Origin of the sequence: Faecalibacterium sp. AF27-11BH (assembly GCF_003603005.1) — a bacterium.
Taxonomy (GTDB): domain Bacteria; phylum Bacillota; class Clostridia; order Oscillospirales; family Ruminococcaceae; genus Faecalibacterium; species Faecalibacterium taiwanense.
The window spans coordinates 1-13,667 of the sequence record NZ_QVGS01000015.1 but is presented as its reverse complement, the minus strand read 5'-3'; the positions used below and the strand labels follow the sequence as shown (position 1 = coordinate 13,667).

Below are 13,667 nucleotides of genomic sequence, written 5' to 3'. Positions count from 1 at the left end.
AAAGCCCCTGCATTCCAAAAACGGATGCAGGGGCTTTCTCTTTGTTTACTTCAAGATGATCTCGCCGTTTTCATCGGCATCCACCACAAGGGTGCCGCCGGAAGCAAGGCTGCCGTCGATCAGGCGCTCGGCGGCGGGGTCTTCCACGGCCTTGCGGATCACGCGGCGCAAATCGCGCGCACCAAACTTGCCGCCCTGACTCTTTTGCACCAGAGCCTTGAGGGCTGCCGGGGTGTAGCTGTAGGCGATGCCCTTGGCCTCCATGCCGGGCTTGTACTCGTCCAGCATCAGGGCCGCGATGCCCTCCAGCGTCTGCTGGCTCAGCGGCTTGAAGGCGATCACTTCATCCACGCGGCCAAGGAACTCCGGGCGCAGGAACTGGGCCAGCGCCTTGCGGGTCTTTTCCTCGCTGAGCTGTTCCTCGCTCTTGTTGAAACCAAGCCCGCCGGTGCTCTGGTCGCTGCTGCCGGCGTTGGAGGTCATGCAGATGACCGTGTTGGAGAAGTCCACCGTGCGGCCCTGCGCATCGTTGATCTTGCCCTCGTCCAGAATCTGCAGCAGAATGTTCATGACATCCGGGTGCGCCTTTTCGATCTCATCGAACAGCACCACGCTGTAGGGGCGGCGGCGCACCTTCTCGGTGAGCTGACCGGCTTCCTCGTAGCCCACATAGCCCGGAGGCGAACCGATCATGCGGGACACTGCGTATTTTTCCATATATTCGCTCATGTCCAGACGAATGAGCGGGTCGGGGCCGTCGAACAGCTGATTTGCCAGCTGCTTGACCAGCTCGGTCTTGCCCACGCCGGTGGGGCCCACAAAGATGAAGCTTGCGGGACGGCGGCGGCCGGAAAGGTCAGCGCGGCTGCGCTTGATGGCCTGCGCCACCAGATGCACGGCTTCGTCCTGCCCGATGATCTTCTTTTTCAGCTCGCCCTCAAGGTTTGCCAGCTTTGCGAACTCGGTCTCCCGAATTTTGACCGCCGGAATGCCGGTCCACAGCTCGATGACCTTGGCCACATCGTCCATGGTCACCTGAATCTCGCTGGCAGCAGCCTGCTTTGCGGGCAGGTCGGCTTCGAGCTTTGCAATGCGGGTCTTGCGCTCGGCCACACGCTCGTAGTCGATGGGCTCGTTCACATCCGCATTCTCCATCTCGGCTTCTTCCTGCTTGAGGGCATCCAGCTCCTTCTGCATCCCAAGATACTCGGAAATGACCGGGTGGGCCAGATTGCAGCAGGCGCAGGCTTCGTCCAGCAGGTCGATGGCCTTATCGGGCAGATAACGGTCGGTGATATAGCGCTCACTCAGGGTGACAGTGGCAGAAAGCACATCGGCAGGCACCTGCACATGATGGTGCTGCTCGTAGTAGTGCTTGATGCCGTTCATCACAGCAAGGGTATCGGCCACGCTGGGTTCTTCCACCCGCACGGGCTGGAAACGGCGTTCCAGCGCCTGATCCTTCTCGATATACTTGCGGTACTCGTTGAAGGTGGTGGCACCGATGACCTGAATTTCACCACGGGAGAGGGCGGGCTTCAGGATATTGCCCGCGTTCATGGCACCCTCGCTCTCACCGGCAGAGGTGATGGTGTGGATCTCGTCGATGAACAGGATCACGTTGCCTGCGGCCTTCACTTCGCTCAGCAGGCCCTTGACCCGCTGCTCGAACTGGCCGCGGAACTGGGTGCCTGCCACAAGGCTGGTGAGGTCCAGCAAATAGATCTCCTTATCCTTCAGGCCGATGGGCACATTCCCCTTGGCAATGCGCTCCGCAATGCCCTCGGCAATGGCGGTCTTGCCCACGCCGGCTTCGCCGATGAGGCAGGGGTTGTTCTTCTGGCGGCGGCTCAAAATCTGGATGGTGCGGTAAATTTCGCGGTCGCGGCCAATGATATCGTCCAGTTTGCCTTCCCGGGCCTTGCGGGTCAGATTCTCGCAATAGGTATCCAGAAATTTGCGCTTAGGCGGCTTTTTGCCGTTTTTGCGGTCGGCCTTTTTGTCGCCATCTTTCTTCTCGCTGCTGGTAAAGCCCAGTGGGAAGGTGGCATTGCTGCCGGGGATCAGATCTTCGTCCATGCTGTCCGGGTCAGCATCCTCGCCGCCGTTCGCCATGTTCATCATCATGGAGAGCGGGTTTGCATCGCCCATCTCCTCCATCATGCTTTCCATGCGGTTCTCCATGTTATCAAGATCCTGATCCGACATGCCGAACTGCTTCATCAGATCGTCCACCGGCTTGATGTGCAGCTCACGGGCGCAGTGCAGGCAGTAGCCCTCCTGCTTCATCTGACCATTGTCCATCCGCTGGATGAAGATGATCGCCGGACGTTTCTGGCATCGAATACAGACCATAGTTCCTCCTTTATGCAAAACCCTTTACAGGAAAGGGTTGAAGAGATTGAAGATTTTGTAGTAAAGACTGCTGCTCATCACCGTATCGTTGAGCACATTCAGGTTGCCGCCTGTGATGACGATGATGCCCCACAGGATGCACAGCACCAAATAGATATCCAGCAGCGCCGTGGCACCGCCCACAAGCCAGCCAAGGCCGCGGTTTACCGTGCCAATGACCGGCAGCTTGTTCACAAGGCCCAGCACCGTGACCAGCATACTGACCAGCAGGCGCAAAAGCGCGTAGAACAAGAAGAACAGCACCAGCGTGATCACCGGTGTGAGCAGCGGCTGCAGCACGTTTTCCACAATGGAATCGGCCAGCACCACCGCGTTATCGGCCAGCACAGCGCCAATGGAGCGCTCGCAGGCTGCCACGATGGAAGCGCGGAAAGAAGCAGGCAGGAAGCCCGCATACTTTTCCGCAATGCCGGAAAGGTCTACCGCACCGCCCGCAGCAATATTTGCTGCGATCTGGGTGCGGAAGCCGCCTGCCAGCATGTGCTCGAACACCCAGCCGGCGCAGGCAGCGGAAAGCTCCTTGGCCCCCAGCAGACTGAACAGGTTGCCCACCAGCTGCACAATGGACGAAAGAAAGCCCTTGCGCGCATAGCGCACCACCAGAATGATCCATGCTGCCGTGCATATGATATCAAAAAGAAATGACGGATTCTTGAACATACCTTGTTTTCCCTGTTATTTTTATCACTTTCCCCGCAAGAGTGCTATTTACGCATGATCTTCTCACCCAAAAATCACTGTCCACTGGAAGCTGTCTGCTCCGGCGGTGTGACCGCCTGCACCGTGTTGCCGCTGAGCACCATGATCTGCTTGCCCTCGATCAGTGCCCGGGGCCGGGCCGAAAGCGGCTGGCTCCACTGGAACTCGCCCACATTGTTGAAGCGTTCCACCGTGCTATCGGTGAGCAGATAGAAGCCGTCGTTCTTTGCCCGGATGATCTGGCTGGCCGAGAGCACGCTGCCGCTGTAACCCACGGTCAGCTCCCCGTCCAGCAGCACCGCCGTGCTGGTCTGGCCATTGCTCAGCAGCAGGGCCGCACCGTTACTGGTGTTGGACACGCTGACGAGGGTGCCGCCGCCAAAATCGTAGCTGGCGCGTTCGCCTGCGCTGCCGCCGCTCGTGTTGTACAGCACGGCGCGGTTCTCATAAAGCACCAGCAAAAAGCCGTTGGACATCCAGCCCATCCACTGGGGCACACTGTTCTCGGAGCCAAGGCATACCGGGTCGCCCTGCGAGAGGGGCAGTACATAAAGGTTCGTGGTCAGCTGGCCGCCCACCGCCGATACAGCGGCCACGGCAAGGCGGCGGCTGTCCGGCGCAAAGGCCATGCGCAGCGGGGTGCCCTGCTCACTGGTCAGGTTCCACACCAGCTGCTGCTGCATACTGGAATTGTAAACGGTCAGCTTTGCCACGCTGTCGATGCTGTCGGTCACAACAGCCACCTGTCCGGCATCTGCCACGGCGCACAGCGAGATGGTGCTGTCCATGGTTTTTGTATAAAGGTTCTGGGTGCGGCTTTCCACCCGAAGCTCATTGCCGGAGCGGTTGTACAGCACAAAGCGGGTCTTGCCTGCAGCAATGGCCGGGCGGGCATAGCCGCTCTGGATGCTGTTCAGGCGGGTGCCGCCAAGACTGTATACCACGCAGCTGTCGCCGCCCATCTCCACAAAGCTGCCAGACATCTGCGCCACCGCATCCGGGTCGGTGATGCCGGTCTGCTGCGGCCAGCCTGCGGCTGGTGCCAGCGCGATGACGGCAGTATCCACAAGGTCTTTTGCGCGCGCAATGGAAGACCCCACTGCGCCGGTGGCAAACAGGACAAGGATGGTCAGCACCGCTACGATGACGACGGTGCGGCGGATGCGCCGTGTGCGCACCCGGGCCCGGGCGGCTTCCAGATATTCGACGCGTCCGGCAGAAAGCGTCTCCCCTTCGGCGGAATGTCCGCCGCGGCGAATTTTGCTCATGAATGGTTCTCCTTACAGATCATACTCCACACACTTCAAAAACAGGCCCTTGGCGGGCAGGGTCGGCCCGGCGCGGCTGCGGTCACGGCTTTCCAGAATGGCGGGAATTTCCGCCGGGTCCAGCCGGCCTGCGCCCGCTTCGCACAAAGTGCCTGCCAGAATGCGCACCATGTTGTACAGGTAGCCGTCGGCGGTCACTTCAATGTCGATCTCGTCCCCCTTGCGGGTAACATGACAGTCCGTGATGGTGCGCACGGTATCGCCATGGGCTGCAGCGGAAGAGCCCGCCGCGCACAGGGCCAGAAAATCGTGCCTGCCCACGAACTGCTGCGCCGCCGCCTGCATTCTGGCTTCGTCCAGATGCCGGGGCACCCGGGTGTAATAAGCCGCGTCAAAAGGCGAGTCGATGGGGTGGTTGTGGATGCGGTAGAGGTAGGTTTTGGTATGGGCCGCGTACCGGGCGTGGAAGTCCTCCGACACCACCTGCGCGTCCAGCACCCGGATGTCCGGCGGCAGATGTTGGTTGAGCGCCAGCGGGAGCTTTGCCGCCGGGATGCGGGTATCGGCGTGGAAGTTGAGCTTGAAGCCCAGCGCGTGCACCCCTGCATCGGTGCGGCTGCAGCCCTTGATATCGGGGCGGCTGCCCAGCACGGCCTGCAGCGCATCCTGAAAGGTTTGGGCCACGCTGCGGCCATTAGGCTGCACCTGAAAGCCGCAGTAGTTCGTGCCGTCGTAGGCAAGGGTAAGTAAAAAGTTCTGCATGGAACTCCTTCCGTCACGGCTTTGCCGTGCCACCTCCCTCAAAGAGGGAGGCTATAAGGCCCCCTCCTCGAGGGGGCTGTCGCCGAAGGCGACTGGGGGAGTTTTAAAAATTCGGGAACACCAGCCGGGAGGCAAGGATCACTGCAAAGCAGGCGATGCACACGGCAAGGTCGATATAATCCTGCTTTTCGCAGCGCAGCACCTTCAGGCGGGTGCGGCCGTCGCCGCCCCGGTAGCAGCGGCATTCCATGGCCATGGCCAGCTCGTCCGCGCGGCGGAAGGCCGAAATGAACAGCGGGATGAGCACCGGCACCAAGGCTTTTACCCGGTCGGTCATCTTGCCGGTATCCAGCTGGGCACCGCGGGCCTTCTGGGCGTTCATAATTTTGTCCGTCTCCTCAATGAGGGTAGGGATGAACCGCAGGGCAATGCTCATCATCATCGCCAGCTCGTGCACCGGGAAGTGCAGTTTGCCCAAGGGCTTCAGCAGCTGCTCGATGGCATCCGTGAGCACAATGGGGCTGGTGGTGTAGGTGAGCAGGCTGGTGCCCGCGATGAGCGCCATGACGCGCACTGCCATCAGCACAGCATAGCGCACACCCTCGGCATAAATGGTCAAAAACCAGATGTGCACCAGCGGTTCGCCCTCGCCCGACACAAAGAACAGGTTCAGCACCGCTGTGAAGATCACGATGGGCAGGATGGGCTTCAGGCTCTTCAGAATCATTTTGCCGGGAATTTTTGCCACCTTGTACATTGCTGCAAGGAACAGAATGGAAAGGGCAAGGCCCAGCGGATTGGAAGCTGCAAACAGCAGCACGATATAGGCGATGGTCAGCACCAGTTTCAGGCGCGGGTCGAACCGGTGCACCAGACTGTCGCCCGGGAAGTGCTGGCCAATGGTGATATCTCTCAGCATCCGGCAGCGCCTCCTTCCTTCTTTGCTTCCCGCGGGAGCACAAGGCTCTCGCCTGCCTCCCGGCGGCGCTTGGCCTCCAGGATCATCTTGACCGCATAGGGGATGGTGTACACATCAGCGGGCACATCCACACCCATCTCCCGCAGCTTGAGGAAGATCTTCGTCACCTGCGGCACGGAAAGCCCCAGCTCCAGCAGCTCCGGAGCGCGGGCAAAGACTTTTTCCACGGTGTCGTACATGGCAATTTTCTTGTTGCTCATCACCAGAACGCGGTTGGCGTACTTGGCAATGTCCTCCATGCTGTGGGACACCAGCAGCACAGTGGTGCCGGTCTTTTTGTGGTACTCCTTCACCTCGCTGAGGATGTCGTCCCGTCCCTCCGGGTCAAGGCCCGCAGCAGGCTCGTCCAGCACCAGAATGCGGGGCTTCATGGCCATAACGCCCGCCACGGCCACCCGGCGCTTCTGGCCGCCGGAAAGCTCAAAGGGACTGCGCTCCAGCAGGGCCGGGTCAAGGCCAACGAAATCGGCGGCTTCATGCACGCGGCGGTCGATCTCGGCTTCGTCCAGACCCATGTTCTTGGGGCCGAACGCGATATCTTTATAACAGGTCTCCTCAAACAGCTGGTACTCCGGGTACTGGAACACCAGACCGGTGAGGAAGCGGAAGTCTCGGATCTTCTCCGGATCTTCCCACAGGTCGCGGCCATCGATATAAATTTTGCCGCTGGTAGGCTTGTTCAGGCCGTTCATATGGGTGATGAGGGTGCTCTTGCCGGAGCCGGTGGCCCCGATGATGCCCACAAAGTCGCCCTCTTCCACCGTAAAGCTCACGTCGTCCAGCGCAGTGACTGCATTGGGCATGCCGGGGTTGTAGACGTAGCTCAGATGTTCTACTTTGATGATATCTGCCATTTGCGTCTGCCCCCCTTACTGCAAAAGCTCGTACAGAGCCTGTGCGCATTCGCCGGTGTCGATGATGCCCTCCGGCATCGGGATGCCGGCCTTCACCAGCTCGTCCCGCAGCTCTGCGGCCTGCGGCACATCCAGATGCAGGGAGCGCACCTTCTCGGTCTGGCTGAACACCTCTTTGGGGGTGCCCTCCATCACCACATGGCCCTTGCTCATCACCAGCACACGGTCTGCCTGCGCAGCTTCCTCCATGTAGTGGGTGATGGACACCACGGTGATGCCCATATTCCTGTTCAGGTAGTGGATGGTCTGCATCACCTGCTCACGGCCCCGGGGGTCCAGCATGGCGGTGGCTTCGTCTAATATCAGGCAGTCTGGCCGCATGGCAACCACGCCTGCAATGGCAACGCGCTGCTTCTGGCCGCCGGAAAGGTTGTGGGGTGCGCGCTCGCGGTACTCATAGATGCCGGCCATCTTCATGGAGTCGTCCACGCGGCGGCGCATCTCCTCCGGCGGCACACCGAGGTTTTCCAGTGCAAAGGCAACGTCTTCCTCCACCACGGTGGCAACGATCTGATTGTCCGGGTTCTGGAACACCATGCCCACGGTCTGGCGGATATCATAGAGCTTGTCGTCGTCTGCGGTGTCCATGCCCTCCACGTAGACCTTGCCGCTCTCCGGCAGCAGGATAGCGTTGAAGTGCTTTGCCAGCGTGGACTTGCCGCAGCCGTTGGCACCCAGCACGGCCACGAATTCGCCGCGCTTTACTTCCGTTGAGACACCGTCCAGTGCGTAAACCGGCTGGTCGCTGTCGTAGCGGAATTTCAGATTTTGTGCTGTTAAAATCGTCTCTTCCATTTGTGTTTCTCTTTCTGGTGGTGCGCCCCTCTGAAAGAGGCTGTACCCCATCCTTGGATCTTCTTCATTTTTTCAGGAAGGCTGCCTTTGGGCGGCCCCTCCCGTGAAAATGCGTTTGGAGCGGCCCGCAGGCCGCGACAAACGCAAAATTAAAAATCTATTTTCCGCTGAATATGGCCAGAGCAAAGCGGAGGCCATTTCAATCGTTTCGGCTTATTTATTCTTCCCAGATGGCGGTTGCGCCGCAGGGCACCACGCCGCCGGTGGCAGAGACCGGCAGGCCGATCTCGTCGCAGGAGGTCTCGCCGCCAAAGCGGGGCACCAGCGTGGTCTTGAGCATATATTCCATGACCGCCGGGGACAGGCCTGTAGTGTAGCTGTTCACTGCAAAAAACAGCGGTGTATCGCTCAGCACCTCTTCGCACTGGCTGATGAGGTCGTAGATGCAGTCCTCCAGCTTCCAGATCTCACCGCCGGGGCCGCGCCCGTAGCTGGGCGGGTCCATGATGATGCCGTCGTAGGTGTTGCCGCGGCGCTTTTCGCGGGCAACGAACTTGGCACAGTCGTCCACCAGCCAGCGGATGGGCCGGTCGGCAAGGCCGCTTGCCGCAGCATTGTCCTTGCCCCACGCCACGATGCCCTTGGAGGCATCCACATGGCAGACGGTGGCACCTGCCGCCGCACAGGCCAGCGTGGCACCGCCGGTGTAGCCGAACAGGTTCAGCACCTTTACCGGGCGGCCTGCGGCACGGATCTTTTTGGCGTACCATGCCCAGTTGACAGCCTGCTCCGGGAACACGCCGGTGTGCTTGAAGCCGGTGGGGCTGACGATGAGGGTGAGCTTATCCTCGCCCTCGCCGCAGCTGATCTTCCACTTTTCGGGCAGACGGCGCTTGTACTCCCACTCGCCGCCGCCCTGATTGGAGCGGTGATAAACAGCATCTGCCTTTGCCCACAGCGGGCTCTGCTTGGGCGTTTTCCACACCACCTGCGGGTCCGGGCGGATGAGGATGGTCTCACCCCAGCGCTCCAGACGGTTGCCGTCGGTGGCATCCAGCAGTTCATAGTCTTTCCAGGTATCTGCAGGGCGCATAGCGTCCTCCCTTCTCTTTTATCCGTTTCTTACTGGCCCAGAATGCGCTTGTTGATCTTATCCACGATGCGGTCGGCGCAGCGGTGGATGGCGTCCAGATCCTGGCCCTCCACCATCACGCGGATCTTCGGCTCGGTGCCGGACACCCGCACCAGCACGCGGCCCATGCCCATGAGCTTCTGCTGCTCGTTCTCAATGAAACCGGCCAGAACTTCGTCCTCTTTGTAGGCTTTTTTCTGGGCGGCGTTGGCGGTCACATTCACCAGCACCTGCGGGTACTGGGCGTAGATGCCGTTCAGCTCGCTCATCTTCTTGCCGCTTTCAGCCAGCAGCTTGAGCAGCTTGCCGGCGGTCAGCTCACCGTCGCCGGTGGTGGCATGGTGCAGCAGGATGACATGGCCGCTCTGCTCGCCGCCGATGGCAAAGCCGTTCTCGCGCATGTTTTCCAGCACGTAGCGGTCGCCCACGGCGGTCTTTTCGGTATTGATGCCCTGACTCTCCATATATTTGATGAAGCCCAGATTGGACATGACCGTAACCACGGCGGTGTCGCCGTCCAGACGGCCTTTTTCCTTCATGGTCATGGCCAGCAGGGCAATGATCTTGTCGCCGTCCATCTCCTGACCCTTTTCGTCGCAGCCAAGGCAGCGGTCGGCGTCGCCGTCAAAGGCAATGCCGCAGTCAAAACCGCCTTCCACCACGGCCTTTTCCAGATTTTCCAGATGGGTACTGCCCACGCCCTTGTTGATGTTCTGGCCGTCAGGCTCAATGCCGATAAAGGTGCACTTTGCGCCCAGACGGGGGAACAGCTTCTGTGCCACGGCAGCCGAAGCGCCGTTTGCACAGTCGATGCAGATGTTCAGGCCGGTCAGGTCGCCGTGGATGGACTCATACAGGTGATCCACATAGTCCTGCAGGCCGTCATCGCGGCGGTACACACGGCCCACCTCGGCACCGGTCTTCAGCTCAATGCCCGCGCAATCGTTGTCGATGTAGGCTTCGATCTGGTTCTCCACCTCGTCCGGCAGCTTATAGCCGGTACCGGCAAAGATCTTGATGCCGTTGAACTCCATCGGATTGTGGGAGGCAGAGATCACGATGCCGGCATCGGCATTGTACTTGCCCACCAGATAGGCCACAGCGGGCGTTGGCAGAACGCCCAGACTTTCCACATCCGCACCCACGCTGCACAGACCGGCGGTCAGGGCTGCTTCCAGCATATCACCGGACTGGCGGGTGTCCTTGCCGATCAGGATGCGCGGACGGTGGCCGGTGCTGCCGGTCAGCACCGCAGCAGCGCCGCGGCCGATCTTCATTGCCAGCTCACAGGTCAGGTCTGCGCCCGCTACACCGCGCACGCCATCGGTTCCAAAATATTTTCCCATAATAATACCCCACTTTCTATAGAAAGAAGAACCCTCTCAGTCAATGCCTTGCGGCATTGCCAGCTCCCCCAAAAGGGGGAGCTTTTTGGCATCTTTTGGTTTTTCGCTCATGAAGCTCTCCCTTCGGGAGAGCTGGACGCGAAGCGGCCTGAGAGGGTCAGAACAAACTCTGCTGCCCGTTGTCTTCGGGCGCAGCGGCCTCCGGCGCTTTCAGGCCCAGATGTTCGTAGGCCAGCCGCGTTGCGCAGCGGCCCCGGGGCGTCCGGGTCAGAAAGCCCATCTGCATCAGATACGGCTCACACAGGTCTTCCAGCGTGACGGATTCCTCGCCGAGGGCCGCCGCCAGCGTTTCCAGACCCACCGGGCCGCCGTTGTACATTTCAATGATCGCACGCAGCATACTGCGGTCCAGTTCGTCCAGACCCAGTGCGTCCACGTCCATCCGCTTGAGGCCCATCAGGGCCACATCCCGGTCAATGATGCCGTCGCCCAGCACGGTGGCAAAGTCGCGGATGCGCTTCAAAAAGCGGTTTGCCACGCGGGGCGTGCCGCGGCTGCGCTTGGCCAGCTCGTAAGCACCTTCCGGCGTGATGGGCTGGTCGAGGATGCCTGCCGAGCGCTGGATGATCTTGCTCAGTTCATCCGGGCTGTACAGCTCCAGCTTGAGCAGCACGCCAAAGCGGTCGCGCAGAGGGCCGGTGATCTGGCCTGCACGGGTGGTGGCACCCACCAGCGTGAACCGCGGCAGGTTGATGCGGATGCTCTGGGCGCTGGGGCCTTTGCCGATCATGATATCCAGCGCATAGTCTTCCAGTGCCGGATACAGCACCTCTTCCACCTGACGGGACAGGCGGTGGATCTCGTCGATGAACAGTACATCGCCCTCCTGCAGATTGGTGAGCAGGGCGGCAAGGTCGCCGGGCTTTTCAATGGCCGGGCCGCTGGTAATACGGATCTGTACGCCCATTTCGTTGGCAATGATGCCTGCCAGTGTGGTCTTGCCAAGGCCCGGCGGGCCGTAGAGCAGGATGTGGTCCATCGGTTCGCCGCGCCGCTTGGCAGCTTCCAAGTAAATTTTCAGGTTCTGCTTGACCTTTTCCTGCCCGATATAGTCTTCCAGATGCTGCGGGCGGAGGTTGTTTTCCTCGCTGTCCGCCGCCGTCATGCCGGGCTGCATCATTTTTGCGCCGTACAGCGCAGTTTCGTCCTGCATTCTTTACCTCCTGCCTGCCATGCTGCGCAAGGCCAGTTTGATGATCTCTTCCACGGGCAATGCCGCGTCGATCTTGGAAACGGCAAGCGCTGCTTCGCTCTGGCTGTACCCCAGCGACACCAGCGCCGCAATGGCCTGACTGCTGCCCTGAGAAGCCTGTGTGTCGGCGGAAGCACCTGCCACATCTTCCAGCGAAATGCCATCCACAAAGCCCTTGGCGACCTTATCCTTCAGCTCCAGCACGATGCGCTGTGCAAGCTTCGGCCCCACGCCGGAAGCCGCCTTGAACGCCTTGTGGTCCCCCGCCGAGATCGCCAGTGCCACGCGGTCCGGCTCCATCACACTCAGGATGGCAAGGCCCACCTTAGGCCCCACGCCGGACACGGCGGTCAGCATCTCAAAGCAGGCCTGCTGCTCCTCGGTGGCAAAGCCGTAAAGGCTCACGTCGTTCTCGGTGACGCTCATCACGGTATAAATGGTGGCTTCCTTGCCCACGCCGGGCAAGGCCCCGGCCACGCTGGCCGGGCACTGGGCATAGTAGCCTACACCGCCGCAGCTGAGCACCACCGCACTCATGCTTTTTTTGACGATTTTTCCTGTCAGACAGTAGATCATTTAAAGCCCTCTCAGTTTCTGTGTCGGCCAATTTTCCTCTGTTCAGCTCGCCCTTCGGGAGAGCTTCGGTGCCGCGCCGCTGCAGGCGGACGGAACCGGTGAGAGGGTCAGATCGGCCCGGCCACACGGCGGACAAAGCGGTTGAGCTGGTTGCCGTTGGTGTGGCAGAAGGTGATGGCCATTGCCAGCGCATCGGCGGTATCGTCCGGCTTTGGCACGGCGGGCAGATGCAGCAGCACGCGGGTCATCTCCTGCACCTGCTTTTTCACGGCCTTGCCGTAACCGGTAACAGCCTGCTTTACCTGCATGGGGGTGTACTCGTAGATGGGCAGGCCTGCCTGCGCTGCCGCCAGCAGGATCACGCCGCGGGCTTCTGCCACGCCGATGACCGTGGTCTGATTGTGCTGGTAGAACAGCTTTTCGATGGCAAGCACCTCGGGCCGGGTGCGCTCGATCACCTCTTTGATGCCTGCATACACCTCGTCCAGACGGCGCTCGAACGGCACGCCCGCGTCGGTGCACACCGCACCGAAATCCACCGGCGCAAACCGGTTGCCTGCGTAATCCACCACGCCCCAGCCCACGATGGCGTAGCCGGGGTCGATGCCCAAAACTCTCATGCTGCAAATACCTTCCGATACTATTCCTATTATAACTTTATTATTATATCACAACAAAACAGTGTGAGCAACAGAAAACCTTTCGCCTGCCGCCGCCAAATGTGCGCTGGCGCGTAAAAAGGGCAGTCAGCGCCTCTGCCTTTAAAAAAGTTTTACAATTTTTGAAAAAGCACTTGCTTTTTGGCAGAAGGTATGGTAATATAATCAAGCTGATTTCGGCAAAACAGAATATGGACGGTTAGCTCAGCTGGTAGAGCATCTGCTTGACGTGCAGGAGGTCACAGGTTCGAGTCCTGTACCGTCCACCATACAGTTCGTACTCGAACCCGATTCTTTACGAGAAAGGGTTCGGGTACGTTTTTTGTTTATCGGAGGTTCTGCGGAAGGACTACTCGGAACGGTAAACGAGCAAAGGCAGGGTATCATCGTGGTGATGGTATCCTGCCTTTTGTTTTGCGGGATCAAGGTCGCTTTGTGCGAACTTGATCGTCCCCCTATATGGCGCGTTTGGGGGTAATCGCTGCGTACGTGCGTACCGGGAGCCTGTACACCTCTGACAATGTGTAACACACTAGACTTTGTTCCAAAGTCCGTGTGCTAAGGGGCAGGCCCCTTAGAATTCCTGTGGAGTGTGTACGCACGTACGCAGGAAAACGGCAAAATTTCACTATATCGGGGTGTTCTTTCATTGGAGAGTATGATATACTCGGCTTAGTTCAACAAATCGGAATTGAGGGAGTAGGAGAAATCGAGATTGGAGGATAAGTTGGTGAACAAGATTTTCAAAGGTCTTATTCGATTTTTGATAGAAGTGATAGTTATGACTGTTTTGATTGTTGGGATCAACATATTTACGAATGGTATGTATCTTTGGGGATTGCCCCGCATAAATGATATTCAGTCTGTAAA

The 13,667-nt window shown here is 59.6% G+C and carries 12 protein-coding genes and 1 tRNA gene; 1 reads left to right on the top strand and 12 read right to left on the bottom strand.

Annotation, left to right across the window (positions count from 1 at the left end):
* Positions 1-45: 45 nt before the first annotated feature.
* From DWY76_RS12160 to ruvC, 12 genes are all read right to left on the bottom strand, one after another.
* A complete protein-coding gene (locus DWY76_RS12160) occupies positions 46-2,355 on the bottom strand; it encodes an ATP-dependent Clp protease ATP-binding subunit (RefSeq protein ID WP_120081466.1) in 2,310 nt (769 codons plus the stop codon).
* A gap of 24 nt (positions 2,356-2,379) precedes the next feature.
* A complete protein-coding gene (locus DWY76_RS12155; RefSeq protein WP_097774251.1) occupies positions 2,380-3,075 on the bottom strand; it encodes a hypothetical protein in 696 nt (231 codons plus the stop codon).
* Positions 3,076-3,149: 74 nt separating this feature from the next.
* A complete protein-coding gene (locus DWY76_RS12150; RefSeq protein WP_120081465.1) occupies positions 3,150-4,382 on the bottom strand; it encodes a DUF5711 family protein in 1,233 nt (410 codons plus the stop codon).
* Positions 4,383-4,394: 12 nt separating this feature from the next.
* Positions 4,395-5,144: a tRNA pseudouridine(38-40) synthase TruA gene (gene truA, locus DWY76_RS12145; protein WP_120081464.1), complete on the bottom strand. Its 750-nt coding sequence runs from the start codon at positions 5,142-5,144 to the stop codon at positions 4,395-4,397.
* 103 nt (positions 5,145-5,247) lie between these two features.
* Positions 5,248-6,063, bottom strand: a complete 816-nt coding sequence (locus DWY76_RS12140) for an energy-coupling factor transporter transmembrane component T (RefSeq protein WP_097774248.1) — start codon at positions 6,061-6,063, stop codon at positions 5,248-5,250.
* On the bottom strand, positions 6,057-6,977 hold the full coding sequence (locus DWY76_RS12135; protein ID WP_005943466.1) for an energy-coupling factor transporter ATPase: 921 nt from the start codon (positions 6,975-6,977) through the stop codon (positions 6,057-6,059). The genes DWY76_RS12140 and DWY76_RS12135 overlap by 7 nt, the downstream gene beginning before the upstream one ends.
* A gap of 15 nt (positions 6,978-6,992) precedes the next feature.
* On the bottom strand, positions 6,993-7,832 hold the full coding sequence (locus DWY76_RS12130) for an energy-coupling factor transporter ATPase (RefSeq protein WP_097776961.1): 840 nt from the start codon (positions 7,830-7,832) through the stop codon (positions 6,993-6,995).
* Between the two features lie 217 nt (positions 7,833-8,049).
* Entirely contained in the window at positions 8,050-8,925 is an 876-nt protein-coding gene (locus DWY76_RS12125; protein WP_097774246.1) for a class I SAM-dependent methyltransferase, read from the bottom strand.
* 29 nt (positions 8,926-8,954) lie between these two features.
* Complete coding sequence (glmM, locus tag DWY76_RS12120; RefSeq protein WP_120081463.1) at positions 8,955-10,310, bottom strand: phosphoglucosamine mutase; 1,356 nt, start codon at positions 10,308-10,310, stop codon at positions 8,955-8,957.
* 157 nt (positions 10,311-10,467) lie between these two features.
* Positions 10,468-11,523, bottom strand: coding sequence for a Holliday junction branch migration DNA helicase RuvB (ruvB, locus tag DWY76_RS12115; protein WP_005943473.1), 1,056 nt, complete (start codon positions 11,521-11,523; stop codon positions 10,468-10,470).
* Positions 11,524-11,526: 3 nt separating this feature from the next.
* Positions 11,527-12,138 (bottom strand): Holliday junction branch migration protein RuvA, encoded by a 612-nt coding sequence (gene ruvA / locus DWY76_RS12110; RefSeq protein ID WP_120081462.1) that lies wholly within the window; start codon positions 12,136-12,138, stop codon positions 11,527-11,529.
* 107 nt (positions 12,139-12,245) lie between these two features.
* Positions 12,246-12,758, bottom strand: coding sequence for a crossover junction endodeoxyribonuclease RuvC (gene ruvC / locus DWY76_RS12105; RefSeq protein ID WP_005943476.1), 513 nt, complete (start codon positions 12,756-12,758; stop codon positions 12,246-12,248).
* A gap of 232 nt (positions 12,759-12,990) precedes the next feature.
* Here ruvC and DWY76_RS12100 point away from each other — a divergent pair.
* Positions 12,991-13,066 (top strand) — tRNA-Val (locus DWY76_RS12100).
* Positions 13,067-13,667 lie beyond the last annotated feature (601 nt).